Below are 22,914 nucleotides of genomic sequence, written 5' to 3' on the forward strand. Positions count from 1 at the left end.
GGGTCACTCTCCTGTGGGACGTTCGCGAGTCACTGGCGAATGCCGGACTTGCCGGGTGACAGGATGCCATTGGGGTCCAGGGCGTTCTTCAGCGTCTTGTGCACCTCGCGCAGCGGCTCGCCGAAGGTGCCGGCGACCTGCTCCATGAACTCGGTGTTGGTGCGATAGAGGCCGTAGCCACGCTTGGCGAACTCGTCGATCAGCTCAGCGAAGCAGTCATGGGCACGCTGGGTCTCTTCCGGGTCCTGGCGGTTGTAAAGCAGGTCGATGACGTGGTGCATGTCGCGCCAGCCGACGATGTACTCGGCCACGTAGTCGAAGCCGTACTTGCCGAGGATCTGCTGGGCCAGCTCGGTCTGGTCCTTGGTCTCGCTGCCCTTGGCCTGGGAGACCGGGGCGAACCACATGGAGCCGCCGCCCCCGCGCCAGTTGTAGAGGCCGAACTCCTGCAGGTTCATGTCGCCCTTCATCAGCGCCGAGCGATACTCGAAACCGCCGCCGCGCTGCTCGGCTTCCTCGCCGTACATGATCTTCGCCTTGCCGCTGGCGCCGAAGGCCTGCTCGACGATCTTCCAGTTGACCTCGATCTGCTCCGGGGTGCCGTAGAGGGCCGCATAGACGTTCCACTCGCCGATGCCCTCGTCGGCCTTGATGCGCTCGATGGCCTCCCGCGGGATGGAGTCGCTGCCGTCGTAGTAGTCCTTGCGTACCACGTGGGTGCCGGCGTCCCACAGGGTATGCACGATCACCACGGCGTTGGGGATGATCTGGGCGATGCGCAGCGGGCGCAGCACATCGACGATCTCCTCGATGTCCTCGGGATCCTGGTACTGGATGATGAAGGGGCGATAGGCCGGCGGCTCCGGCATCAGCCACAGCCCCATCTTGGTGACGATGCCGTAGTTGGACTGGGTGAAGAGGCCGTCGATGTAGGGGCCATAGCCCCACTTGAAGACCTGCCAGGAGCTGGAGTTCTCAATACCGCCCATGCCGGTGCGCACCACCTCGCCGTTGGCCAGCACCACCTCCATGCCGCACTGGAACATGAAGTGCTCGCCATAGGGGGTGTAGCCGACGCCACGGTCCAGGGTGTTGCCCACCGGCCCGGCGATGGCCGAGGGCGCCGGCGGGTCGAGCCACAGCTTGTAGCCCTTCTCCTGGATGTGGTCGTAGAGCTGCTGGTAGGTCACGCCGGGCTCGAGCAGCGCCGTGCAGACATCGGGGTCGACGTCGAGGATGCGGTTCATGCGGTGCATGTCGAGCATCACCTGGCCGGTCTCCCCCGGGGCGGCGGAGCCATAGCCCAGGTTCTTGCCGGTGGAGATGGTCCAGATCGGCACCTTGTATTCGTTGCAGGTGCGCACGATGCCCTGCACCTGCTCGGTGGTGGTGGGCAGCAGGGCCGCGGAGGGAATGTAGTCGGCGTCGTCACCGGCCATCATGATCTTGGTGTAGGGCGCGAGCTGGTCGCTCTCGGTCAGGACGCCGTCGGCGCCGAGGATCTCGCGGAAGCGGGCCAGGGCGGCATCGAAGTCCGCCTCGCTGACGCCCTTGGGAAGAATGCGCGGTGTGGTGCTCATGGGGGAATCTCTCGCTTGTTGTGTCAGGGGCTCAGAGGCGAACCAGGAAGCTCAGCTCGGTGGCACTCGTGGCCGCGTCCGGCGTGCGCTCGACCTCGCGGACATGACGGCCGACGCCCTCGACCTGTGCCAGGCGGGCGTACTCGCGACCCAGCGCCGCCTGCCAGCTGCCGGCGGAGACCGCCAGGGGCTCGACCATCGGGCCGCGGTGGCTCAGCAGCCGGTGGCGCCCCGCCTCATGAAGGCCCAGCGCCAGCACGCGGCCGCGCCCGGCCAGCAGGCTGGTGAGCAGCACCAGGCCCGCTTCGTCGGTGAAGCCGGTGGCCAGGCTGCCGGCGGGCAGCATGTTCAGGGCCAGCGGGTCGAGGCGCCCCTCGTAGCGCGGCTCCCAGCCCTGCTGGCGCAGCCCCAGGCCCAGCTCGGTGGCCGAACGATCCACCCCGTAGAGGCGGATCGGTCCGTGCACCGGCGATGGCGCTAGGCCGCTGTCGGCGGCCCAGGCGGCGCCCAGCGAGAGCGGTGCCGAGGCGCCCAGCAGCAGGCCGTTCTGCAGCAGCTGTCGACGTGTCAGTTTCATAGTCTCACTCCTCGCCGCCCTGGGCGGGCGCGTCGTCCAGCTCGCCGCTGACCAGCGCCTGGATCAGGCCCTCGAGCTCGGCGTCGCTGATCTTGGCCGCACGGAAGGCGGGCATGGCGGCGCGGCCGTGGCGCACCGTGTTGCGGATGTAGTTGCCGCGCGCCTCCCAGGCCGCCTCGGGGAAGGTGATGGTGATCTCGGGCCCTACCGCCTTGTCCGGGGCGTGGCAGTGCGCGCAGACCTGCCGGTAGACCTCCGCGGGCTCACGCGCCTCGGGGGTCTCGGCCAGCGCCGTCGTGGAGAGCAGGCTGCCGAGCAGGAGCAGGGCTCCACCTGTCAGAGAGGGGAGGTGCCGGGACAGCACCGTTGTTGTGTGTGGCATGTCAGTATCACCCGTCTGGTCGTCATGGGCTTGTCGTCACAGGGCCGGCCACCACCTATTAGACCTTAGTATAATCAATGGGTTAGTGCCGACTCCCTGCCCTGTTCAGCTCTCAAGAAGCGTGCCGGAATCGGAAAAGGCGAGCCATTCAAGGCACTAGGGCAATCGCCACCCTCTTTCGTTCGCATGACGAACTCGCGTTCGATAATATCGGTTAACCATTTACTCACCCCATGCGCAAATCATCATGCAGGGCATCGCCTCCCTCCTCAGCATGGGTGATATCCTGATGCCGCGCCTTGTTGACGAGCCTTCCATGCCTTCCAGCACTCCCCAATATCCCAGCGCCCGCGACCTGATGGATGCCCTGCGCTTCCTCCCGGAGGAGGGCCAGGTGTGGCTGGGTGAGCAGCGCATGCTGCTGATGTCGATTCAGGCGTCGGCCTTCTTCCGCAACGAGCTGGTCACCACCCTGGGGATGGAGCGGGCCCGCGGCGTCTTCATTCGCCTGGGCTACTACTCGGGCCTGCAGGATGCCGAGCTTGGCGAGTCCCTGCGCGGCGAACGGCTGGGGCTGCGCGACAGCTTCCTGGCCGGCCCCCAGCTGCACGCCCTGCAGGGGCACGTCAAGGCGATCCCCGGAGCGCTCGAGATCGACCTGGAGCATGACCACTTCTACAGCGAGTTCGTCTGGCAGGGCTCCTTCGAGGTGGAGGTCTGGCGCACCCGCGGCGTGCAGAGCGCGCCGGTGTGCTGGACCCTGCTGGGCTATGCCTCCGGTTACGCCACCCAGCTGCTGGGGCGCGAGGTGCAGTATCGGGAGGTGGAGTGCCTGGGCTGTGGCGACGCCCACTGCCGGATCATCGGCAGGCTGGCCGAGGAGTGGCCCGACCATGCGGCCTTCTCCGCCATCCTGCGCGAGGCCCCGCTGATCGATGAGCTCTACGAGCTGCAGGCCAGGGTGGCGACCCTGGAGGGTGACCTGGCACGCCGCGCCCAGGACGATGACTGGGGTCCCATCGGCAGCGCCCCCGCCTTCCGCGAGATGCTGGCCATGCTGGACAGCGCCGCCGCCTCCGAGGTGCCGGTGCTGCTGCTCGGCGAGACCGGCACCGGCAAGGAGGTCCTCGCCCGCCGCCTGCATGAGCGCAGCGAGCGCGCCGCGGGGCCCTTCGTGGCGGTCAACTGCGCCGCCATCCCGCCGGAGCTGATCGAATCGGAGCTGTTCGGTGTCGAGAAGGGGGCCTACACCGGGGCGATCCAGTCGCGCCTGGGGCGCTTCGAGCGTGCCGACGGGGGCACCCTGTTCCTGGACGAGCTGGCCGAGCTCTCCCCGCGAGCCCAGGCGGCCCTGCTGCGCGCCCTGCAGGAGCAGCAGATCGAGCGCGTCGGCGGCCAGGGGGTCAAGACGGTGAACGTGCGGCTGGTGGCGGCGACCCACGCCGACCTGGCCCGGCGCGTCGAGGAGGGACGCTTCCGCCGCGACCTCTTCTTCCGCCTCAACGCCTTCACGCTGCGGGTCCCTCCCCTGCGCGAGCGACACGAGGACATCCCGGCCCTGGCCAGCCACTTCCTGGCCGGCTGCGAGCACCACTACCGACGCCGCACCCTGGGCTTCTCCGATCAGGCACGCTCGGCCATGCTCCAGTACGCCTGGCCGGGCAACGTCCGGGAGCTGAAGAACAGCATCGAGCGCGGCGTCATCCTCACCCCCGACCAGAAGCACATCACCGAGCGCGCCCTGTTCGGCGACTACCGGGTACCGACCCTGGAGCGCGAGCGAGGACAGGGGCTGGATGCCGAGGGACGCCTTGCCGAGAACGAGGAGGGGCACCGGGACGAGCCCTCCCGGGCCCCGGTCCAGGCACTGTTCGACGCGGGCATGACCCTGGAGGATATCGAGAAGGAGTTGCTGATCACGGCCCAGGCCGAGTGCCAGGGCAACATCGCCGCCGCCGCACGGCGCCTGGGCATGACGCGGCCCGCCTACGCCTATCGGCTGAAGAAGTACGGCCTGCGCTGAGGGCGGGCGCCAGGGCGGCGCCCGCCGGCGTCACGACGCGACTGCGCTCAGGCCGGGGCGGCCCAGGCGGCGCGCGTGCTGTGCACGGCGCTCTTGTGGGTGATCTGCCAGCGGCCATCGAGCTTGATCAGCGCCAGCACGTCGACCCAGGAGTCGGCCGGGGTCTCGGTGTTGTCGAAGCCCAGCAGCACGCTGGCGACCTCGCCGGCCTGGGTCACCTGGATCACCCGCCCGTGCACCGGCTGGTGGCTGGCCGCCCAGCGCTCGAAGCGGTCGCTGATCAGGTCTTTGCTGAAGCCGCCCGCGGCGTCCAGCGCCAGGATCCAGGCGTCCTCGTGGAAGGCCTCCTCGAGCTTGTCCCGACGCCCCTGGAACCCTTCCACGTAGCACTGCACCACCCGCACGATCTCGTCGTGGTCGGGCGTGCGTTCGTCGACGGTGGTGTTCATCGTCTTCCTCTCCGGGTATCGACATCACATCGCCGCCGCCTGTCGCGAGACGCCGGCGGCGGCGTGGCCTTTCGCTGAAGCGGCGAAGGGATCAGGCGGGCTGGGGCAGGCCGAGGATCTCGCGGGCCTGCTGCCAGGTGGCCACGGGACGCTCGTACTTCTCGCACAGCGCCACGGCACGCTCCACCAACGCGGCGTTGGAGGGCGCCAGGGTGTCGCGGTCGAGACGCACGTTATCCTCGAGGCCGGTACGGGTGTGGCCGCCGGCGGCGATGGACCACTCGTTGAGCATCAGCTGGTTGGGGCCGACACCGGCACCGCACCACTGGGCATCCGGCGCCAGGCGCTTGAGGGTCTCGATGTAGAAGTCGAAGGTCGGCTTGTCGGCGGGCATGGCGTTCTTCACGCCCATCACGAACTGCACGTAGAGCGGCGCCTTGAGCTTGCCCTGCTTCGACAGGTTGACCGCCTGATGGATGTGCGACAGGTCGAAGGCCTCGATCTCTGGCTTGATGTCGTACTTGAGCATCTCCTCGGCCAGCCAGTCCACCAGCTGGGGGGAGTTCTCGTAGACACGGGTGGGGAAGTTGTTGGAGCCCACCGAGAGGCTCGCCATGTCGGGCTTGAGCGGCAGCATGCCGCCGCGCTCCTCGCCGGCGCCGGAGCGGCCGCCGGTGGAGAGCTGCACGATCATCCCCGGGCAGTGCTTGCGCAGTCCCTCGAGCAGGCGCCCGAACTTCTCCGGGTCGGAGGTGGGGGTCTGGTCATCGTTGCGCACATGGCAGTGGGCGATGGTGGCCCCGGCCTCGAAGGCCGCCTGGGTGCTCTCGATCTGCTCCTCGATGGTGATCGGAACAGCGGGGTTGTTCTCCTTGCGGGGCAGGCTGCCGGTGATGGCGACGCAGATGATACAGGGGTTGGACATCATGACCTCTCTGGGCACCACGGCGGTGCCTTGGTTCTCGAAGCGGGGGCGTTGCCCCCAAGGCTGTGGTTCGACGCCGGAGACGCCGAACGCCGCCCCGTGGGGCGGCGCAGCTGAGAGGAACCCTGGAGGCCAGGGCGCCTCGTCAGAAGTCGAAGAAGACGGTCTCTCCCTCGCCCTGCAGGCGGATGTCGAGGCGGTAACGCACCTTGCCGTCGACCTCCTCGCGCCGGGCGATCAGGGTCTGGCGACGCGCCGGCGACTCGATGCGGGTCAGCACCGGGCAGGCGGCGTTGGCCTCGGCCTCGTCCTCGAAGTAGAGGCGGGTCTGCAGGTGGATATTGATGCCGCGGGCGAAGATCGCCAGGTTGATGTGCGGCGCCTGGGGCTGGCCGCTGGCGTGGGCCACCGGTCCGGGCTTGATGGTCTTCAGCGACCACTCGCTGCCGTGGTCGAAGGTGGTGGCGGTGCGCCCGAAGCCGTTGAACGGCTTGTTCAGGTCGAACTCGCGCTGGTACTCGCCGTTGGCATCGGCCTGCCAGGCCTCGAGGAAGGCGTCGCGCACCAGGTCGCCGTTGCCGTCGATCACGGTACCGACTACCTCGATATGCTCGCCCTCGGCCCCGTCACGGGCCATCTCGTTCCAGATCTCCTCGTCCCGGGTCGGGTTGCCGGCGGCGGCCAGGGCCAGGCCGATATGCACGTAGGGGCCGGCGGTCTGGGAGGCGGTCTCGCGCAGCATCAGCTCGCTGGCGGGTCGGGAATTCGGCTGGTTCATCTCGTTACCCCTGTCTGTTTCTCGGACCGATCACTGGTTTTCGAAATAGGTCTGCAGCTCGCCACGCACCACCAGGTCGAAGCGGTAGGCCAGGCAGTCCATGGGATTGCTGCGGGCCATGTCCAGTCGACCGATCATGGTCTCGACGGCGTCGGCATCCTTGAGAGTGTTGACGATGGGGCAGAGCGGGATCAGCGGATCGCCCTCGAAGTACATCTGGGTGATCAGGCGGGTGGAGATCGACGGTCCCATCACCGAGACGTGGATATGGGAGGGACGCCAGCTGTTGGGGTCGTTGGGCCAGGGGTAGGGGCCCGGCTTGATGGTGCGGAAGCGGTACCAGCCCTGCTCGTCGGTGAGGCAGCGACCCACGCCACCGAAGTTGGGGTCCAGCGGCGCCAGGTAGCGGTCGTTCTTGTGGCGGTAGCGGCCACCGGCGTTGGCCTGCCACATCTCCACCAGGGTATGGGGAACCGGCTTGCCGAACTGGTCGACCACGCGGCCGAACATGATGATGCGCTCGCCCACCGGCAGGCCGGGAGCACCGCTGTCACGGAAGTTCAGCAGCAGGTCGTTGTCATGGGGGCCCATGCGCAGCTGCCGGAAGTCGGGGCCGGAGAGCTCCGAGGCGGTGGGCTTCTGCATGCTGACCAGCGCCTGCTGCGGGGAGCGGGCCACGGAGGTCTTGTAGCCGGGAGCGTAGGCCGGCGGATGCCAGTTGCGGTCGCGCTCTACGAATCGCTTGTTGTCGTGCATATCACTCATCTCTGCGGGGAGGATTTCTTGACCCGGATCAGTCTGGCCGCGGATCGGCGGCCTGCCAATTGAGATCTGCCCCCACGCCTATAACCCATGAGTTATGAAACGTCCGCAGCCATGCCGCGCAGCGTCTCGCAGAAACGCTCCAGCGCCAGCGATGGGGCCAGGCTGGCGTTGGTGCACAGCCCCACCGAGCCGCCACGCTCCTCCAGCGCCAGCGACAGCTCGCACAGCGTCCCCATCGCCGCCGCATCCCGGGCCGCCTCCTCGGGGGCCACCCAGACCGCGTCGCTGCCCATCACGTAGCCGCGGCTGAGCGGCAGCGAGAGGGTCTCGAGCCGCCGCGCCGGCACCTCCAGGCCATGGCGGACGAAGAAGCTGTCCACCTGCTGGCGCAGGGTGGTCTGGGGGGGCGGCAGCACCCAGGGATAGCGCACCAGGGTCGCCGGCTCGAGCGCTGTCACGTCGGCCAGCGGATGCCCTCGGCGCACCATCAGCACCAGGCGCTCGTAGAAGAGGTGCTCGTAGGCGAGGTCGAGGATCTCGCGAGCCTCGGTCATGCGCCCCACCACCAGGTCGAGCTCGCCGCGGCGCAGCCGCGAGAGCAGGAAGGCGCTGGGGCCGGTGACCACGTTGACGCCACACTCCCCCACGGTGGCGGCCTGCCAGCGCAGGATCGCCTCGGGGAGCAGGCGGCTCTCCACCGTGGAGAGGGCCCCGACCTTGAGCCAACTGGCGGTGGTGCGCCCCTCACCGATGGCCGCGACTCCCTCCTCCAGGGCGCGGATTGCCGGCCCGGCATGGCGCAGCAGGGTGAGGCCGGCCTGGGTTAGCGCCACCCCCTTGGGGGTGCGCTCGAAAAGGCTGGCGTCCAGCGCCTCCTCCAGCTCACGGATGGTCTTGGAGATCCCCGGCTGGGTGATCGCCAGCCTCTCCGCGGCCCGGCCGAAGCTGCGCTGGCGAGCGACCTCCAGGAAGGCCTGGAGATGGCGCAGCTTGATCCTAGCGTTGAGCATTCGCCCCTCCCCCGGCCGTCAGGCCTGGCCGCGTGTCATGCCTCGGCCTGGCCCCAGCCCAGCTCCTTGGCCAGCGCGAAGGCGTGGTTGGCCGCCGGCACGCCGCCATAGATGGCCACATGCATCAGCACCTGGCGCAGCTCCGCCTCGGTCAGGCCGATGCGCTTCGCGGTCTTGAGGTGCAGGGTCAGCTCCTCGCGCCCCAGGGCGGCCAGGATGCCGGTGGTGATCATGCTGCGCTCGCGACGGCTCAGGTCGTCGTTGCTCCACAGCTCGCCCCAGGCCAGGCGGGTGATCATCTGCTGAAAGGGGGCGTCCAGGCTGGTGGCGTTCGCGGTGGAGCGTGCCACGTGTTCCTCGCCCAGCACCTGCGTGCGGGTCTCGAGGCCGGTGGCGTAGTCGACGCCCTGGTTGGCCACATCGCCCAGCTCCACCGCCATCACCGCCAGCAGCCTCTCGGCGAACAGGCCCGGCACCTCCACGGAGGGCACATGGCCGACCCCCTCGAGGATCTCCAGGGGCGCGCCATCGAGCTCGGTGGCCAGGGCCTCCAGGGTCGCCGGCGGGGTCGCCATGTCTTCGCTGCCGCCCAGCAGCCGCACCTTGACGCCCTTCCCGGCGAGCCTGCCGTCGAAGGTGTCGCGGCCCAGCATCTCGCAGAGCAGCGCATAGGACTCGTCGTCGCCGCGGCCCATCTGGGTGCACCAGCCGGCCTTGAGGGCCGGCTCAGCCTCGAAGCAGGCGGGGGCGAACCAGCGCGGCACGATCTCCTCGGACATCGCCGCCAGGCCCTCCTGGCGCACGCGCCCCGCGCGGGTGTTCCACAGCTCGGCGTTGCCGATCACCGCCCCGGTGTTGGTCAGGGTCGCGCTGAGCAGGCGCTCGCCGTGCTCCGCGATCAGCGCCTGACCCACCACGCCGCCGATGGAGGTGCCGGCGAAGTGGAAGCGCTCGGCGCCGGCATGCTCGACCAGCGCCAGGGCCTCGGCGGCCAGCGCGGCGGGGGTGATGGAACCCTCGCCCCAGGCCTGGCTGGCGCCATGGCCGGGCAGGTCCCAGGTCAGCACGCGGTAGCGCGGCAGCAGCGCCGGCAGCACGTCGTCCCATACCGCCTGGCTCATGCCCAGCGGGTGCGCCAGCACCACCAGGGGGTTGGCCGCCGCGCCCAGCAGGCGATAGGCGACGCTGCGTCCGTCGATAGTAAGAAATGCCATGGGAAGTCTCCTGTTATACCCGCTCGATCAGCGTAGCAATGCCCTGTCCCACGCCCACGCACATGGTGCACAGGGCGTAGCGCTTGCCGCTCTTCTGCAGCTCGTGGGCGGCGGTCAGCAGCAGGCGGGCGCCTGACATGCCCAGCGGATGGCCGAGCGCGATGGCGCCACCGTTGGGGTTGACCCGCGGGTCATCGTCTTTGATGCCCAGGTCGCGCAGGCAGGCCAGCGCCTGGGCGGCGAAGGCCTCGTTGAGCTCGATGACGTCGATCTCGTCGAGCGACACGCCGGTGCGCGCGAGCAGGCGATTGACCGCCGGCACCGGGCCATAGCCCATGATGCGCGGCTCGACCCCGGCGGTGGCCATGCCGAGGATCCTCGCCATGGGTGTCAGGCCGTGCTGCTCCACCGCCGCCGCGCTTGCCACCAGCATGGCCGCGGCACCGTCGTTGACCCCGGAGGCATTGCCGGCGGTGACGCTGCCGCCCTCGCGGAAGGGCGTCGGCAGGCCGGCGAGCTTCTCGAGGCTGGTCTCGCGCAGGTGCTCGTCCTTGTCGAAGATCAGCGGTTCCTGCTTGCGCCGGGGAATCTCGATCGGCGTGATCTCCTCGGCAAAGCGCCCGGCCGCCTGCGCGGCGGCAGCCTTCTGCTGGGAACGCAGGGCGAAGGCGTCCTGGTCCTCGCGGGAAATAGCGAACTGCTCGGCCACGTTCTCGGCGGTCTCCGGCATGGAGTCGACGCCGTAGGCCTGCTTCATCTTCGGGTTGATGAAACGCCAGCCGATGGTGGTGTCCTCGATCTTCTGGCCGCGGGAGAAGGCGCCGTCGGCCTTGCCCATCACGTAGGGGGCACGGGACATGGACTCCACGCCGCCGGCCAGCGCCAGCTCCATCTCGCCGGCCTTGATGGCGCGGAAGGCGGTGCCCACCGCGTCCATGCCGGAGCCGCACAGGCGGTTAAGGGTGGTACCGGGCACGGAGGTCGGCAGGCCCGCCAGCAGCAGCGACATGCGCGCCACGCTGCGGTTGTCCTCGCCGGCCTGGTTGGCACAACCCATAAAGACATCGTCGATGGCCGCCGGGTCGAGCCCCGGGGCTTCCGCCAGCACCGCCTTGAAGATACTGGCGGCGAGATCGTCGGGGCGCACGCTGGCCAGGGTGCCACCGAAGCGGCCCACGGCGCTGCGCCGTGGATGGCAGAGGAATACGTCGGTCATGGTGATCTCCTGTTCGGCTTACTGACCCGAGTGGGCGCGGTCGGTACGGTCCTTCAGCTCGCGCAGGATCTCGAGCTCCTTCGCGCTGGGCTCGGGGGTGCTCTCGAGCCGCTCGGCGAAGCGGATCTCCCAGCCGGTGGCCTCCTGGACCTGCTCCGCGGTGACGCCCGGATGCAGCGACACCACGACGAGCTCCTTGGTCTCGGGGTCGGGCTTCATCACGCACAGGTCGGTGATCACCCGGGTCGGCCCCTTGCCGATATTGGGCACGCCGTCGCGGCCCTTGCCGTCGCGACCGAAGCCCAGGGTGGTGACGAAGTCGACCTTGTCGACGAAGGCCCGCTTGGAGTGCTTCAGGGTGATAAAGACCTCCCCCGCATTCGTCGCGATCTCCGGTGCGCCGCCGCCGCCCGGCAGGCGTACCTTGGGTTCACGGTAGTCGCCGATCAGGGTGGTGTTGAGGTTGCAGTAGCGGTCGATCTGGGCGGTACCCAGGAAGCCCACGTCGATCTTGCCGCCCTGCAGCCAGTAGCGGAACATCTCCGGCACCGCCACGGTGGTCAGCGCCGTCTCGGCCAGCTCGCCGTCACCGATGGAGAGCGGCAGCACGTCGGGCTTGGTCTGCAGGGTGCCGGATTCGTAGATCAGCACCACGTCGGGGGCATGGGTCAGGCGCGCCAGGTTGGCCGCCTCGGAGGGCAGGCCGATGCCCACGAAGCAGGTGGTGCCGTTCTCGAGGGCGCGGGCCGCGGTGACCGTCATCATCTCGGCGGAGGTGTAGTCGAGGCTCATCAGGCGTTCCCCCCTGCGTTCATCACGTTCTTTTCGATCCAGGCCGTGAAGGTGTCGCGATCCCGGGCGATGGCGTCCCACTCCTTGTAGAAGGCGTTGTTGCGCGGGTAGTAGCCGTGGGCATAGGAGGGCAGCGAGCCCTTCTCGGCCACGGCGACGGCGTCGATGGCCCAGCCCGGGATGATGCAGGCGTTGGGGTGGTAGCCCGGTTCGCTGCGCAGGTCGTCGACGATCTCCTCTACGGTGACGATGCTCTTGCTGGCCGCCAGCACCGCTTCCTTCTGCACGCCGACGATGCCTTCCACCAGCACGTTGCCGGCGCGATCGGCCTTCTGGGCGTGAACGATGGAGACGTCCGGGCGCACCGCGGGTACCGCCGCCAGGCGCTCGCCGGTGAAGGGGCACTCGATGAACTTGATCTGGTCGTTGACGCTGGGCAGCTCGCTGCCCACATAGCCGCGCAGCACCGCCAGCGGCAGCCCCGCCGCGCCGGCCTCGAAGGCGCAGGCCATGGCGGCGTGGCTGTGTTCGAGGATCTCGACCTTGTGGGGCCAGCCCTTCTCCACCGCATCGCGCAGGCGGTGCAGGGAGCCCACGCCGGGGTTGCCGCCCCAGGAGAAGATGACCTTCTTCGCGCAGCCCGCGCCGATCAGCTGGTCATAGATCAGGTCGGGGGTCATGCGGATCAGGGTCAGGTCGCGCTTCTTCTGACGGATCACCTCGTGCCCTGCGGCGAAGGGGATCAGGTGGGTAAAGCCCTCCATGGCCACGGTGGCGCCGTCTTCGACGTAGCGCGCCACCGCGTCATGCAGGCTCAGGAACTCGGCCATGGGACCTCCTGCTGGCGGTTGCTCTCATGAAAGTTCGAATGGCGAACTTTGTTTTGTGATGCGAACAAATTACTCCCGTCGCGGCCGGCCGTCAAACGCCGGCCGTGCGCCCACGAAAAAGGGGAGGCCCGGCCTCCCCTCGCGATCCCACTGGGTAAACATCGAACTTTCAGTCGACTACTCGCCTTCCAGCCAGGCGATGGCGCGCCGCACCTGGGCACGGCTACTACCAATGTATAATGACGGTTCCGTGACCTCCGCCAGGGTCTCGGCCGTAAGCCTGCCCTGCACCTCGGGATGGGCCTCCAGGGCCGCGGCGTAGGCGATGCCCTGCCGACGCGCCGTCTCGGCGGCCTCGGCGCTGACGCGCTTGGCGGCCTCCTGGCCCAGTAGCGGGGCCAACCGCCGGGCCACCGGCTCGGCCATGATGCCGCCGCCGGTGGCGGCCAGGTTGCGGCGCATCGTCTCGGGATGCACTTCCAGCCCCTCGAGCAGCACCGCGGCCTGCTCCAGGGCCCCCTCCAGCAGCAGGGCACTATCGAGCAGCGGAGCCCACTCGGCATGCCACTCGCCCAGGCCCCGCTCCAGGGGCTGGGCCGCGGCGTTGAGCAGTACCGTGGCATGACCATGCACCTGGCGGGTCGCCCCCCGGATCAACGCACAACGCACCGGGTTGCGCTTGTGGGGCATGGAGGAGGACTCGCCCATGCCCGGGGCACTGGGTTCGGCCACCTCGCCCAGCTCGGTCTGGGTGAGCAGGGCCACATCCAGGGCCAGCTTCTCGGCGGCGCCGGCCACCGCGTCCAGGGCGGTGCCCAGGGCGTGGATCGGCTGGCGGTCGGTGTGCCAGGGCAGCACCGGCGTGCTCAGGCCCAGGCGCTCGCCGAGAGCATCCATGAAATCGAGCCCCTGACCGTCCCAGCCCGAATGCACGCCCACCGCGCCGCCGAACTGCACCGGCAACTCGCAGCCGGCCAGGCGGCGGCGCGCCTGCTCCAGGCCGATGGCCCAGTGGGCCACCTTGACCCCGAAGGTGATCGGCAGCGCCTGCTGCATCAGGGTGCGCCCCACCATCACCGTGCCGGCATGGGCCTCCATCAGCGCGATGGCGGCGGCTCGGCAGCGCACCAGCAGCGCATCCAGCGCCGTGAGACGAGGCGCCAGCACCACCATCAGGGCGCTGTCGACCACGTCCTGGCTGGTGGCGCCCTGGTGGAAGAAGCGCTTGAGGTCATCGGGCAGCGCCGCGCGGGCCTGCTTGACGAAGGGGATGGCGGCGTTGCCGCCGCTGGCGATGCCCGCGGCGATCGCCTGCGGGTCGAAGGCGTGCGCCTCGAGGGTCTCGCGCATGCGGCGCGAGGCGCCCTCGGGCACGGCGCCGCGCGCCTCCTGGACCTCGGCCAGGCCTAGCTCGAAGGCCAGCATGGCCTGGACCATGGCCTCGGCGTTGCATTCGGCCAGCGCCGAGGCGCTCATGAAGGGATGCTGCAGCAAGGAGGCGGGCATGGTGTTCTCCCGGAATCAGGGGGGCGACGGGCAGGGTCAACCGACCAAAGCCCAATGCCGCACAAGTGTTCGCAATTCGAACGCTATGCTAGATTGGCGACCGAATCCCGGCAACCCACTCCCGCAGGATGGAACCCGCATGAGCGCAGAGGAAGAGGCCCTCCGCCCCGACGACCGCGACTTCGTGACCGCCCTGGCCAGCGGGCTCGAGGTGATCCTGGCCTTCGACGAGGCCCACTCCCGCATGACGCTGAGCGAGGTGGCGGCGCGCACCGGCATGAACCGCGCCCGCGCCCGTCGCTTCCTGCTGACCCTGCACGCCCTGGGCTATGTGCGCAAGCAGGGGCGCAACTTCGAGCTGGCCCCAAAGGTACTGCAGCTGGGCTATGCGTTCCTCTCCGCCAACGACTACCGCAGCGTGATCCAGCAGGTGCTGGAGGCGATCACCTCGGCGTGCGGCGAGTCCTCCTCGCTGGGGGTGCTGGATGGCGAGGAGGTCACCTACGTGGCGCGCTCCTCCTCGCGCCACCGGCTGATGGCGATCACCCTCTCGGTGGGCACCCGCCTGCCCGCCGCCTACACCTCCATGGGCCGGGTGCTGCTGGCCCAGCTGCCGGACGATGAGCTCGATGCCTGGCTCGAGCGGGTCAACCTGGTACGCCATACCGACAAGACGGTGACCGACAAGGCCGAACTCCGGCGCCTCATCCTCGAGGTACGCCGGCAGGGCTACGCCATCGCCGACCAGGAGCTCGACTCGGGGCTGCGCTCCATCGCCGTGCCCGCCTTCGATGCCAACGGCAGGCTGCTGGGCGCCATCAACATCAGCACCAACGCCGCCCGGGTCGACCACGACACCCTGATGCGCGATTACCTGCCGCTGCTGCAGGAGAAGGCCCGCGAGATCCGCGCCACCGTGAGCTGAGCACCGCCCTCTCCCTCTCCACTGACTTACCAAGGAAGGCCATACCGTGCTGGAGATCCTCGCCATCACGCTGCCGATCTTCCTGCTGATCGGGGCCGGCTATACGGCCACCCGCAGCGGGCTGGTCGGCCGCGACAACCTCCAGGGCATCGCCACCTTCGTGATGATGTTCGCGCTGCCCTCGCTGGTCATCCGCGCCCTCACCGACTACCCCCTGGCCGAGGCCCTGAACGTGGGTTACCTGCTGGCCTACGGCCTGGGCTCGGCGCTGGTCTTCCTGCTCGGCCTGGCGCTGTCACGGGCCCGGGGCCATCGCCTTGAGGCCGGCGCCCTGCATGCCCTGGGCATGTCGGCCGCCAACAGCGGCTTCATCGGCTACCCGGTGGCGCTGATGGCGATCGGGCCGCCGGCGGCGATCTTCATGGCGCTCAACATGGTGGTGGAGACGCTGTTCATCATCCCCAGCGCCCTGATCCTTGCCGAGGCCAGCCGCCAGCAAGGCGGCCTCGGCCAGGTGGTACGCCAGACCGCCGCCCGGCTGGCCCGCAACCCGGTGCTGCTGGGGCTGCTGATCGGCCTGACGCTGGCGCTCAGCGGGCTGCGCCTGCCGGGGCCGCTGCAACAGGTGATCGAGATGCTGGCCGATGCCGCCGGCCCGGCGGCGCTGTTCACCATCGGCGGCATGCTGCACGGGCTCAAGGTGCGCGGCATGGCGGCGGACATGGGCCAGGTGGTGGTGGGTAAGCTGCTGCTCCACCCCCTGGCGGTGCTGGGGGCCTTCCTGCTGCTGCCGGACCCCGACCCGCGGATGATCGCCGCCGGCCTGCTGTTCGCCTGCGCCCCCATGATCAGCGTCTATCCGCTGTTCGGCCGCCAGTACGGCCAGGGCGAGACCAGCGCCGCGGCGCTGATGGTCGGCACCCTGGCCTCCTTCCTCACCATCAGCCTGGTACTCTGGGGGCTGAGCCGCTTCGGGTTGCTGCCGGCGTAGCGCCGCTCAGCGACCGCCCGCCATCACCGCCTCCAGGGCGGCGCGATAGCCCTGGCTGCCGAGCCCGGCGATCACCCCGTCGGCGCGCAGCGAGACATAGGAGTGGTGGCGGAAGCTCTCGCGCCTGTGCACGTTGGAGAGGTGCACCTCGATGACCCGCCCCTCGAAGGCGTTCAGGGCATCGAGGATCGCCACCGAGGTATGGGTATAGGCCGCCGGGTTGATGATGATCGCCGCGGTGCCATCCAGGCGCGCCGCCTGGATCAGGTCGATCAGCTCCCCCTCATGGTTGCTCTGCCGGCAGCGAACCTCCCAGCCTCCCAGCGCCGCCTGCTCGAACAGCGCGTTGTTGATGTCCTCCAGGGTCTCGTGGCCGTAGATCTCCGGCTGCCGGGTGCCCAGCAGGTTGAGGTTGGGGCCGTGCAGTACCAGTGCCTTGTTCATGGGTGTCTTCACTCCTTGTGGTCGGGTTCCAGCAGCCGCTGCCACGCCTCGATCACCACCCGGCGGTGGTCCTGGAAGGCCGCGTCCCGGCCGCGGGCGGGCTCGCGGGTCAGCGAGGCGCGGTGGGCGGCGCTGCGCAGCGCCAGGTAGGCGTCGCGCAGGCGCTGGCACTCCCGGGCCGGCAGCCGCTCGCTGGCCTCCAGGGTCTCGAGCAGGCGCATGTTGTCGCTCCACTCCAGCAGCGCCGGGGTGTCGTGGCCCATGGAGAGCACGGCGAACTGGCAGAGGAACTCGAGGTCGACCATGCCGCCGGGGTCGTGCTTGAGGTCGAACTCCCCCTCTCCACTCTTGCCGCCGAGGTGGTCGCGCATCTTGTGGCGCATCTTCACCACCTCCTCGCGCAGCGCCTCGACATCGCGCTCGCGGCCGAGGATCTCGCGGCGCACCGCGGCGAAGCCCTCGGCCAGGCGTGGGTGGCCGGCGACCACCCGGGCGCGCACCAGCGCCTGGTGCTCCCAGGTCCAGGCCTCGCGGCGCTGGTACTCGGCGAAGGCGGAAAGCGAGGTGACCAACAGCCCGGCGTTGCCGGAGGGGCGCAGCCGCATGTCCACCTCGTAGAGGGTACCGGCGGGGGTCACGGCGGTGAGCAAGTGGATGATGCGCTGCCCCAGCCGGGTGTAGAAGACGGCGTTGTCCAGCGCTCGCTTGCCGTCGGTGCTGCCCTGGGGGGCGCCGTCGTGGATGAACACCAGGTCGAGGTCGGAGCCATAGCCGAGCTCGATGCCGCCCAGCTTGCCGTAGCCGACGATCAGGAAAGCCGGCTCGGCGTCGGCCCGGCCGCCGTCGGCCAGCGCCGGGAAACCATGCTTGCGGGTGAGGTGGCGCCAGGCCATGGCCAGCACCGCCTCGAGGATCACCTCGGCGATATAGGTGAGGTAGTCGCTGACCTTCATCAGGTGGCGGGTGCCGGCGATGTCCGAGGCCGCCACGTGGAGGGTCTGGGCGTGCTTGAACACCCGCAGCGCCTCGAGCTGGACCTCCTCGTCCTCCTCGGGCAGCCGCGCCAGGGCCTGGCGCAGCTCGTCGGCGAGGCGCGCCTTGTCGGCCGGGGTGTAGAGGGTCTCGGGGGTGAGCAGCTCGTCGAGCAGGATCGGATAGCGGGCGATCTGTTCGGCGATCCAGGGGCTCGCCGCGCACAGCGTCATCAGGTGCCCCAGGGCGTCGGGGTTCTCGCGCAACAGCGCCAGGTAGGCGGTGCGTCGCAGCACCGCCTCGACCAGCGGCAGCACCCGCTCCAGGGCGGTGTCGGGGGCCTCACTGCCCGCCACGGCGTCCAGCAGCAGCGGCATCAGCGCCTCGAGGCGCTCGAAGCCGATGCGCTGCATACCTTGCACCTGGCGGGAGTGATAGAGCGACCCGAGCCGCCGTCGCGTCGCCTCGGAGTCGGCGAAGCCGGCCTCCTCCAGCAGCGCCATGCCCTCGGCCTCGTCGAGCTCGCCGCGCCATAGCGCTCGCCACTGTTCCAGGGGAATGCCATCCGTGGCCTCCTCGGCGGCCTCGTCCACCTCCTCCTCGGGGTCGGCGATCACGGCGTCGAAGTGGCGGCGCACCCGCTCACGGGCCTCGTCCAGGCAGGCCATCAGCGCCGGCCAGTCCTCCATGCCCAGCGCCAGGGCAAGGCGTTCGCGATCCTGCTCGTCGGCCGGCAGGGTCTGGGTCTGGCGATCCTCCAGCGCCTGCAGGGCATGCTCCAGGTCGCGCAGGAGGACATAGTCGGGCAAGAGCTCCTCCACCACCTCGGCGGGCAGCAGGCCCAGCTCGGGCAGCCGCTCCAGGGCGCGCCTGAGGGAAGTGACCTGCAGCTCGGTGTCGCGGCCGCCACGGATCAGCTGGAAGGCCTGGACCACGAACTCGACCTCGCGGATGCCCCCGGGGCCGAGCTTGATGTTGCCCTCCATGCCCTTGCGGCGCACCTCGCGGTTGATCATCGCCTTGAGCTCGCGCAGCGACTCGATGGCGCCGAAGTCGAGGTACTTGCGGTAGACGAAGGGTCGCAGCCCGGCGAGCAGCTCGGCGCCGGCGTCGAGGTCGCCGGCCACCGGCCGCGCCTTGAGCATGGCGTAGCGCTCCCATTCGCGCCCCTGGTCCTGGTAGTAGGCCCACAGCGAGTTGAAGCTGCCCACCAGGGGGCCGCCGTCGCCCAGGGGGCGCAGGCGCATGTCGACCCGGAAGGCGAAGCCATCGGCGGTGACCGCGTCCAGGGCGCCGATCAGGCGCTGGCCGAGCTTGGTGAAGTACTCCTGGTGCTCCAGCGACTTGCGCCCGCCCTCGGTCTCGCCCTTCTCGGGGAAGGCGAAGATCAGGTCGATGTCGGAGGAGAGGTTGAGCTCGCCGGCCCCCAGCTTGCCCATGCCCAGCACCACCAGGCGCTGCTTGCTGCCGTCGCGTCGCGGCGCGGGGCGCCCCCAGCGAGGCTCGAGGAAGGCCTCCAGCCAGGCCAGCGCCGCCTCCAGGCAGGTCTCGGCCAGGTGCGACACCGCTGCCGCGGTGGCCCACATGTCGATGCCCTCGGGCCGGCACAGGTCGCGCCACACGATGCCCACCATGCGCGCGCGCCGGAAGCGGCGGATCGCCGCCTGCATGGCCGCCTCGTCCTCGGCCTCCTCCAGGCGCTCGTCGAGCCAGGCGCGCAGGATCTCGGCGTCGGGGGCGGCCGAAAGCTCGCCGCTGGCATCCAGGTGCAGCAGCCACTCGGGGTAGCGCACCAGGGTCTCGGCGACGAAATCGGAGATCGCCAGCACCCGGGCCAGCTCCTCGCGGCGCGCCTCGGAGAGGCCGAGCCAGTCCTCCAGGGGGGAGTCGCGCCCGCTCATCTCGGCCAGGTTGTCGGCCTGGGACAGCGCTTCCGCCAGGCGCTGGCGGGTATGCCCGAGGGGCCCCTTGAGTGGCTCGGGGATATCGATCAGTGGCAGGAAGTCATCGGGCAGGGGCATGGGCGTCTCGCATCCGAATTGGCGAATACTCCCAGCATAGCGAAGGCGGGCGCCACGGGGCACCCATGGGGCCGGATCAGGCGAGCAGCTTCTGCCCCAGCAGCAGCCCCCAGGTGAGCCCGGCCAGGATCAGGGTGACCATCACCGCGGCGGAGCCGAGGTCCTTGGCGCGCCCCGAGAGCTCGTGGTGCTCGGTGCCGATGCGGTCCACCACGCTCTCGATGGCGCTGTTGAGCAGCTCCACCGCCAGCACCACCAGGCAGCTGCCGATCAGCAGGATCCACTCCACCGGGCCGTCGCCCACCCACCATGCCAGGGGCAACAGCAGCCCGCAGAGGGCGAGCTCCTGGCGAAACGCCGCCTCATGGCGCCAGGCGGCGCGGAAGCCCTTCAGCGAGTAGCGGGTGGAGTGCACCAGGTGCTGCCAGCCGGTGTGTCCGGGTTTCATGGTGGGTTCCTCTGCGTGACGGCCTGGCCGTTCAATGCTGGGCGATCATCTCTTCAAGGTCCTGCGCCAGGGGGTCGAGCACCTCGGGCCAGCTCAGGTAGGGGGTGGAGCCGGTGCCGTTGACCAGCACGCTGAACACCCCCCAGCGGCCGCTGGCGGTCCGGAAGTAACCGCTCACCGCGCGTACCGTGACCGGCTGGTTGAGGGTGCCGGTCTTGAGCATGACATGGCGCTGGAAGGTTTCCGAGCCCCGGCGGATGAAGCGCATCACGCCGTTGTCGGGCGACTGCAGGGTGGCCACGAAGCTCGGGAACAGCGAGGGGCGGTGGTAGAGGCTCTCCAGCAGGGTGTTAGCGCCACGCGCGGAGGTGCGGTTCTCCGGCGTCAGGCCGCTGCCGCTGAGCAGGGTCACCGGCCCGTGGTCCGGGATACCCGCCACGAAGGCCTCGAGCCGGGCCCCGCCCAACCGCAGGTCGGCACGCGGCGTCTCCACCAGGTTGAGGGTCAGCATGTCGGCCATGTAGTTGTTGGAGTAGTGCATGGCCCGCAGCAGCAGCTCCTGCAGCGGCTTGCCATCCACCGCGGCCAGGACTCGGGCGGTCGGCGGCGGCTCGGCCTGGGTGGTGTCCGCCCCGCCGCTCACCGCGATGCCCGCCTGGTCGAGCATCGCCAGCAGCGTCAGCGCCATCTGGTCCGCCGGGTCGGAGCTGGCCCGGTAGAGGGTGCGCGGATGGGCGTTGGTGGAGATCTGGCCGCGCAGCACCATGACGTCGCCGCCGTCGCGGGTGACCCGCTCGGCGGAAAGCTGGGTACCGCTGTCGTCGGGTCGGGTCACCACCCGGTTGTCGATCGCCAGGATCGCGGCCTGGCTGTCGCAGCCGGTGACGCTTGCCGGTTCGCCCGCTCGCTCGGCGGGAGCCACCGTCACGCACCAGTTGCCGTAGTTGACGCCCGCCGAGGAGAGCAGCGCGCTGTAGGCGTTGGTGGTGCGCTCGCGGGTCTCGCAGCGGTCCGTGGTGATGCACTCCACCGGCCCGTAGCGCCACTGGCTCACCAGCAGCCGGCCACGCACCTCGCTCACGCCGGCCTGGTGGAGGCGCTGTACCAGGCGCCACAGGTCCTCGGTGGTCAGCGCCGGGTCGCCGCCGCCCTCGAGGATCAGGTCGCCCGTCAGCACGCCCTCTTCGTCCGGGGCCGCCTCGCTCAGGAGCCGCGTGGTGAAGCGATGCTGGGGGCCGAAGCAATCCAGCGCCGCGGCTGCCAGGTAGCTCTTGCTCACCGAGGCGGGCGAGAGCTGCCGCTCAGGGGCGATCGCCCCGAGCACGCTGCCGTCATCCAGCAGCCTGGCCTCGGCGCCGACCCGGAAGCCCCGGTCGACCAGGGCTGCGATGGCATCGAAACCCGCGGCCAGGCTCGGCGACGCGAGAAACAGCAGCAAGACGACGGCCAGCAGGCGACGGCAATGGCGCATGGAAACCCTCCCGGGGCGCGACGGATCAATGGGCCGAGACGGACGAGAAGAGCTGGATCACCGACACCCCGCCGATGATCATGGCGATGCCCAGCACCGCCGGCAGGTCCGGCCGCTCGCCGTAGAGCAGCACGCCGGCCAGGGTCACCAGCACGATGCCGAGCCCGGCCCAGATGGCGTAGGCGATCCCCACCGGAATGGTGCGCAGCACCAGGGCGAGCAGGTAGAAGGCCAGGGCGTAGCCCACCACCACGGTCACGCTGGGACCCAGGCGGGTGAAGCCCTCCGAGGCCTTGAGGGCGGTGGTGCCCACCACCTCGGCGACGATGGCCAGGGCGAGATAGACGAATGCCATCACACTTCTCCTTGCTCGATGACCGGGACCAGCCCGGGATTGGGCGGCAGCGTCACCACCAGCCGCCACAGCGCCTGGCCGCTGGCGTGGTACTTGTGTTCGAAGGGGGTCAGGTACTCCCCCGCGGGATCCAGGGCCTCGACCTCGCCGACCACGCCGGTGGCCTGGGCCAGCGCCAGGGCGAACTCCTCCACGTAGAGCCGCCAGTTGGAACGCAGCTCCAGCCGCCCCCCCAGGGCGAGCAGGTACGGGAACACCGGATGCCCATGCCAGCGCAGCTTGAGGTGCGCCGCCTTGGGGTAAGGATTGGGGTAGAGCAGGTAGTGGCGAACCGGCTGCCAGCCTGCCGCTACGGCGAGTCGCCAGAAGTCCACCAGGTCGGCGCGCACCAGCAGCGCGTTGTCCGGCAGCGGGCCATGCTCCCGGGTCAGGCGACTCTCGCTGCGATCCACCCCGAGCACCGCATGGTCGGGGAAGGCCTGGGCCAGGCGCCGGGTGGAGAGCCCCACCCCGCAGCCGGCATCCAGGATCAGCGGCAACTCCGCTCGCGCCGCCCGCCACGCCTCTGCCTGCGCGAAGGCCTCACGGGTATGTGCGGCCACCGGCTTGCGCCAGGGGTGCGTGAGTGCCCGCGTGACGCGCGCCGCCAGGTCCCGATGGGGCCCCGGCTGGTTGGTGACGATGCGGCGAGAGGTGGCGTGCATGGCGGCCCGTGCGCGTGGGAAAACGAGCGACGATTCTACCAGCCCCCGCCCACCGGCGCATGACGCCCCCAGACGCAAAAAGCCCCGACCATCTCACGATGATCGGGGCTTTTCTTAATAAGTGCCTGACGAGGATCCGGGCGGCGCTCCGCTACTCTCCATGGGGAGACCCCCAGAACGACGAAACCCCGACCAATGGCCGGGGTTTCTGAAGAAGTGCCTGACGATGACCTACTCTCACATGGGGAAACCCCACACTACCATCGGCGCTGAGCGGTTTCACTGCTGAGTTCGGCATGGGATCAGGTGGTTCACGCTCGCTATGATCGTCAGGCGAAAAGGGTGCGAATCATGCTGGCGAGATCGTCTCGCGTATCCGGCCGTGTGTCATCACAGACCGCTTGGGTGTTATATGGTCAAGCCTCACGGGCCATTAGTACCGGTTAGCTCAACGCCTTGCAGCGCTTCCACATCCGGCCTATCAACCAGCTGGTCTCGCTGGGCCCTTCAGGAGGCTCGAGGCCTCGGGGAGATCT

Annotated in this window: 22 protein-coding genes and 2 rRNA genes; 3 read left to right on the forward strand and 21 right to left on the reverse strand. The window is 69.6% G+C overall.

Translation table 11 applies throughout. From position 1 onward, the window contains the following. Positions 1-29: 29 nt before the first annotated feature. From BLP95_RS14795 to BLP95_RS14805, 3 genes are read right to left on the reverse strand one after another with little or no spacing between them, the layout of a single operon-like run. Positions 30-1,580 carry an FAD-binding oxidoreductase gene (locus BLP95_RS14795; RefSeq protein ID WP_089680715.1) on the reverse strand — a complete coding sequence of 517 codons (1,551 nt, stop codon included), beginning with the start codon at positions 1,578-1,580 and terminating at the stop codon, positions 30-32. Between the two features lie 31 nt (positions 1,581-1,611). Next, a complete protein-coding gene (locus BLP95_RS14800; RefSeq protein ID WP_089680717.1) occupies positions 1,612-2,157 on the reverse strand; it encodes a hypothetical protein in 546 nt (181 codons plus the stop codon). Positions 2,158-2,161: 4 nt separating this feature from the next. Further along, positions 2,162-2,539 carry a c-type cytochrome gene (locus tag BLP95_RS14805; protein ID WP_089680719.1) on the reverse strand — a complete coding sequence of 126 codons (378 nt, stop codon included), beginning with the start codon at positions 2,537-2,539 and terminating at the stop codon, positions 2,162-2,164. A 316-nt stretch (positions 2,540-2,855) separates the two neighbouring features. Between BLP95_RS14805 and BLP95_RS14810 the strand changes: the two genes are divergently transcribed. Then, a complete protein-coding gene (locus tag BLP95_RS14810; RefSeq protein WP_089680764.1) occupies positions 2,856-4,562 on the forward strand; it encodes a sigma-54-dependent Fis family transcriptional regulator in 1,707 nt (568 codons plus the stop codon). A gap of 47 nt (positions 4,563-4,609) precedes the next feature. Here the strand turns inward: BLP95_RS14810 and BLP95_RS14815 are convergent, their stop codons facing one another. The 10 genes from BLP95_RS14815 to BLP95_RS14860 all read right to left on the reverse strand — a co-directional run bounded on the left by BLP95_RS14815 (position 4,610) and on the right by BLP95_RS14860 (position 14,047). Next, positions 4,610-5,011, reverse strand: coding sequence for a nuclear transport factor 2 family protein (locus BLP95_RS14815; RefSeq protein ID WP_089680721.1), 402 nt, complete (start codon positions 5,009-5,011; stop codon positions 4,610-4,612). Between the two features lie 91 nt (positions 5,012-5,102). Continuing rightward, a complete protein-coding gene (locus BLP95_RS14820; protein ID WP_089680723.1) occupies positions 5,103-5,936 on the reverse strand; it encodes a 3-oxoadipate:acetyl-CoA acetyltransferase in 834 nt (277 codons plus the stop codon). A 145-nt stretch (positions 5,937-6,081) separates the two neighbouring features. After that, a complete protein-coding gene (gene pcaG / locus BLP95_RS14825; protein ID WP_089680725.1) occupies positions 6,082-6,714 on the reverse strand; it encodes a protocatechuate 3,4-dioxygenase subunit alpha in 633 nt (210 codons plus the stop codon). A gap of 30 nt (positions 6,715-6,744) precedes the next feature. Beyond that, a complete protein-coding gene (gene pcaH / locus BLP95_RS14830; protein WP_089680727.1) occupies positions 6,745-7,470 on the reverse strand; it encodes a protocatechuate 3,4-dioxygenase subunit beta in 726 nt (241 codons plus the stop codon). Positions 7,471-7,571: 101 nt separating this feature from the next. Next, positions 7,572-8,489, reverse strand: coding sequence for a pca operon transcription factor PcaQ (gene pcaQ, locus BLP95_RS14835; protein WP_089680729.1), 918 nt, complete (start codon positions 8,487-8,489; stop codon positions 7,572-7,574). Between the two features lie 35 nt (positions 8,490-8,524). Next, on the reverse strand, positions 8,525-9,703 hold the full coding sequence (locus BLP95_RS14840) for an alpha/beta fold hydrolase (RefSeq protein WP_089680731.1): 1,179 nt from the start codon (positions 9,701-9,703) through the stop codon (positions 8,525-8,527). Positions 9,704-9,716: 13 nt separating this feature from the next. Next, complete coding sequence (gene pcaF, locus BLP95_RS14845) at positions 9,717-10,919, reverse strand: 3-oxoadipyl-CoA thiolase (protein WP_089680734.1); 1,203 nt, start codon at positions 10,917-10,919, stop codon at positions 9,717-9,719. A gap of 18 nt (positions 10,920-10,937) precedes the next feature. Further along, positions 10,938-11,711, reverse strand: coding sequence for a CoA-transferase subunit beta (locus BLP95_RS14850; protein WP_089680736.1), 774 nt, complete (start codon positions 11,709-11,711; stop codon positions 10,938-10,940). After that, complete coding sequence (locus BLP95_RS14855) at positions 11,711-12,541, reverse strand: CoA transferase subunit A (RefSeq protein WP_089680737.1); 831 nt, start codon at positions 12,539-12,541, stop codon at positions 11,711-11,713. The genes BLP95_RS14850 and BLP95_RS14855 overlap by 1 nt, the downstream gene beginning before the upstream one ends. A gap of 177 nt (positions 12,542-12,718) precedes the next feature. Continuing rightward, positions 12,719-14,047, reverse strand: a complete 1,329-nt coding sequence (locus tag BLP95_RS14860) for a class-II fumarase/aspartase family protein (protein ID WP_089680739.1) — start codon at positions 14,045-14,047, stop codon at positions 12,719-12,721. A gap of 139 nt (positions 14,048-14,186) precedes the next feature. Between BLP95_RS14860 and BLP95_RS14865 the strand changes: the two genes are divergently transcribed. Continuing rightward, positions 14,187-14,972, forward strand: coding sequence for an IclR family transcriptional regulator domain-containing protein (locus tag BLP95_RS14865; RefSeq protein ID WP_089680741.1), 786 nt, complete (start codon positions 14,187-14,189; stop codon positions 14,970-14,972). 46 nt (positions 14,973-15,018) lie between these two features. Beyond that, entirely contained in the window at positions 15,019-15,963 is a 945-nt protein-coding gene (locus tag BLP95_RS14870; RefSeq protein WP_089680743.1) for an AEC family transporter, read from the forward strand. A gap of 6 nt (positions 15,964-15,969) precedes the next feature. On the opposite strand, the gene aroQ is transcribed toward BLP95_RS14870, so the two are convergent. The 8 genes from aroQ to BLP95_RS14910 form a co-directional block, all read right to left on the reverse strand. Continuing rightward, entirely contained in the window at positions 15,970-16,407 is a 438-nt protein-coding gene (aroQ, locus tag BLP95_RS14875) for a type II 3-dehydroquinate dehydratase (RefSeq protein WP_089680745.1), read from the reverse strand. A gap of 8 nt (positions 16,408-16,415) precedes the next feature. Then, complete coding sequence (gene glnE, locus BLP95_RS14880; protein WP_089680747.1) at positions 16,416-19,400, reverse strand: bifunctional [glutamate--ammonia ligase]-adenylyl-L-tyrosine phosphorylase/[glutamate--ammonia-ligase] adenylyltransferase; 2,985 nt, start codon at positions 19,398-19,400, stop codon at positions 16,416-16,418. A 76-nt stretch (positions 19,401-19,476) separates the two neighbouring features. Beyond that, the gene (locus BLP95_RS14885; protein WP_089680749.1) at positions 19,477-19,848 is read right to left on the reverse strand and encodes a diacylglycerol kinase; all 372 of its coding nucleotides are present in this window, start codon (positions 19,846-19,848) and stop codon (positions 19,477-19,479) included. Between the two features lie 31 nt (positions 19,849-19,879). Beyond that, positions 19,880-21,319 carry a D-alanyl-D-alanine carboxypeptidase/D-alanyl-D-alanine endopeptidase gene (gene dacB, locus BLP95_RS14890; RefSeq protein WP_089680751.1) on the reverse strand — a complete coding sequence of 480 codons (1,440 nt, stop codon included), beginning with the start codon at positions 21,317-21,319 and terminating at the stop codon, positions 19,880-19,882. A gap of 25 nt (positions 21,320-21,344) precedes the next feature. Next, the gene (locus tag BLP95_RS14895) at positions 21,345-21,677 is read right to left on the reverse strand and encodes a DMT family transporter (RefSeq protein WP_176760307.1); all 333 of its coding nucleotides are present in this window, start codon (positions 21,675-21,677) and stop codon (positions 21,345-21,347) included. Then, a complete protein-coding gene (trmB, locus tag BLP95_RS14900) occupies positions 21,674-22,378 on the reverse strand; it encodes a tRNA (guanine(46)-N(7))-methyltransferase TrmB (RefSeq protein ID WP_089680753.1) in 705 nt (234 codons plus the stop codon). Before trmB ends, BLP95_RS14895 begins: the two co-directional genes overlap by 4 nt. A 218-nt stretch (positions 22,379-22,596) precedes the next feature. Further along, positions 22,597-22,712: ribosomal RNA gene (gene rrf, locus BLP95_RS14905) — 5S ribosomal RNA — on the reverse strand. Between the two features lie 78 nt (positions 22,713-22,790). Next, a 23S ribosomal RNA gene (locus BLP95_RS14910) occupies positions 22,791-22,914 on the reverse strand; the annotation flags it as partial.

The sequence above is a fragment of the Halomonas shengliensis genome, from assembly GCF_900104135.1.
GTDB classification, from domain to species: Bacteria; Pseudomonadota; Gammaproteobacteria; order Pseudomonadales; family Halomonadaceae; genus Halomonas; species Halomonas shengliensis.

Excerpts from the sequence above, each read along its gene's own strand:
- BLP95_RS14850 (WP_089680736.1), bottom strand. The coding sequence starts at position 11,711 with ATGAGCCTCGACTACACCTCCGCCGAGATGATGACGGTCACCGCGGCC.
- BLP95_RS14820 (WP_089680723.1), bottom strand. The coding sequence starts at position 5,936 with ATGTCCAACCCCTGTATCATCTGCGTCGCCATCACCGGCAGCCTGCCC.
- pcaF (WP_089680734.1), bottom strand. The coding sequence starts at position 10,919 with ATGACCGACGTATTCCTCTGCCATCCACGGCGCAGCGCCGTGGGCCGC.
- BLP95_RS14800 (WP_089680717.1), bottom strand. The coding sequence starts at position 2,157 with ATGAAACTGACACGTCGACAGCTGCTGCAGAACGGCCTGCTGCTGGGC.
- trmB (WP_089680753.1), bottom strand. The coding sequence starts at position 22,378 with ATGCACGCCACCTCTCGCCGCATCGTCACCAACCAGCCGGGGCCCCAT.
- BLP95_RS14805 (WP_089680719.1), bottom strand. The coding sequence starts at position 2,539 with ATGCCACACACAACAACGGTGCTGTCCCGGCACCTCCCCTCTCTGACA.
- pcaQ (WP_089680729.1), bottom strand. The coding sequence starts at position 8,489 with ATGCTCAACGCTAGGATCAAGCTGCGCCATCTCCAGGCCTTCCTGGAG.
- BLP95_RS14840 (WP_089680731.1), bottom strand. The coding sequence starts at position 9,703 with ATGGCATTTCTTACTATCGACGGACGCAGCGTCGCCTATCGCCTGCTG.
- BLP95_RS14860 (WP_089680739.1), bottom strand. The coding sequence starts at position 14,047 with ATGCCCGCCTCCTTGCTGCAGCATCCCTTCATGAGCGCCTCGGCGCTG.
- pcaG (WP_089680725.1), bottom strand. The coding sequence starts at position 6,714 with ATGAACCAGCCGAATTCCCGACCCGCCAGCGAGCTGATGCTGCGCGAG.
- BLP95_RS14795 (WP_089680715.1), bottom strand. The coding sequence starts at position 1,580 with ATGAGCACCACACCGCGCATTCTTCCCAAGGGCGTCAGCGAGGCGGAC.
- glnE (WP_089680747.1), bottom strand. The coding sequence starts at position 19,400 with ATGCCCCTGCCCGATGACTTCCTGCCACTGATCGATATCCCCGAGCCA.
- aroQ (WP_089680745.1), bottom strand. The coding sequence starts at position 16,407 with ATGAACAAGGCACTGGTACTGCACGGCCCCAACCTCAACCTGCTGGGC.
- BLP95_RS14885 (WP_089680749.1), bottom strand. The coding sequence starts at position 19,848 with ATGAAACCCGGACACACCGGCTGGCAGCACCTGGTGCACTCCACCCGC.
- BLP95_RS14865 (WP_089680741.1), top strand. The coding sequence starts at position 14,187 with ATGAGCGCAGAGGAAGAGGCCCTCCGCCCCGACGACCGCGACTTCGTG.
- BLP95_RS14815 (WP_089680721.1), bottom strand. The coding sequence starts at position 5,011 with ATGAACACCACCGTCGACGAACGCACGCCCGACCACGACGAGATCGTG.
- dacB (WP_089680751.1), bottom strand. The coding sequence starts at position 21,319 with ATGCGCCATTGCCGTCGCCTGCTGGCCGTCGTCTTGCTGCTGTTTCTC.
- BLP95_RS14855 (WP_089680737.1), bottom strand. The coding sequence starts at position 12,541 with ATGGCCGAGTTCCTGAGCCTGCATGACGCGGTGGCGCGCTACGTCGAA.
- pcaH (WP_089680727.1), bottom strand. The coding sequence starts at position 7,470 with ATGCACGACAACAAGCGATTCGTAGAGCGCGACCGCAACTGGCATCCG.
- BLP95_RS14810 (WP_089680764.1), top strand. The coding sequence starts at position 2,856 with ATGCCTTCCAGCACTCCCCAATATCCCAGCGCCCGCGACCTGATGGAT.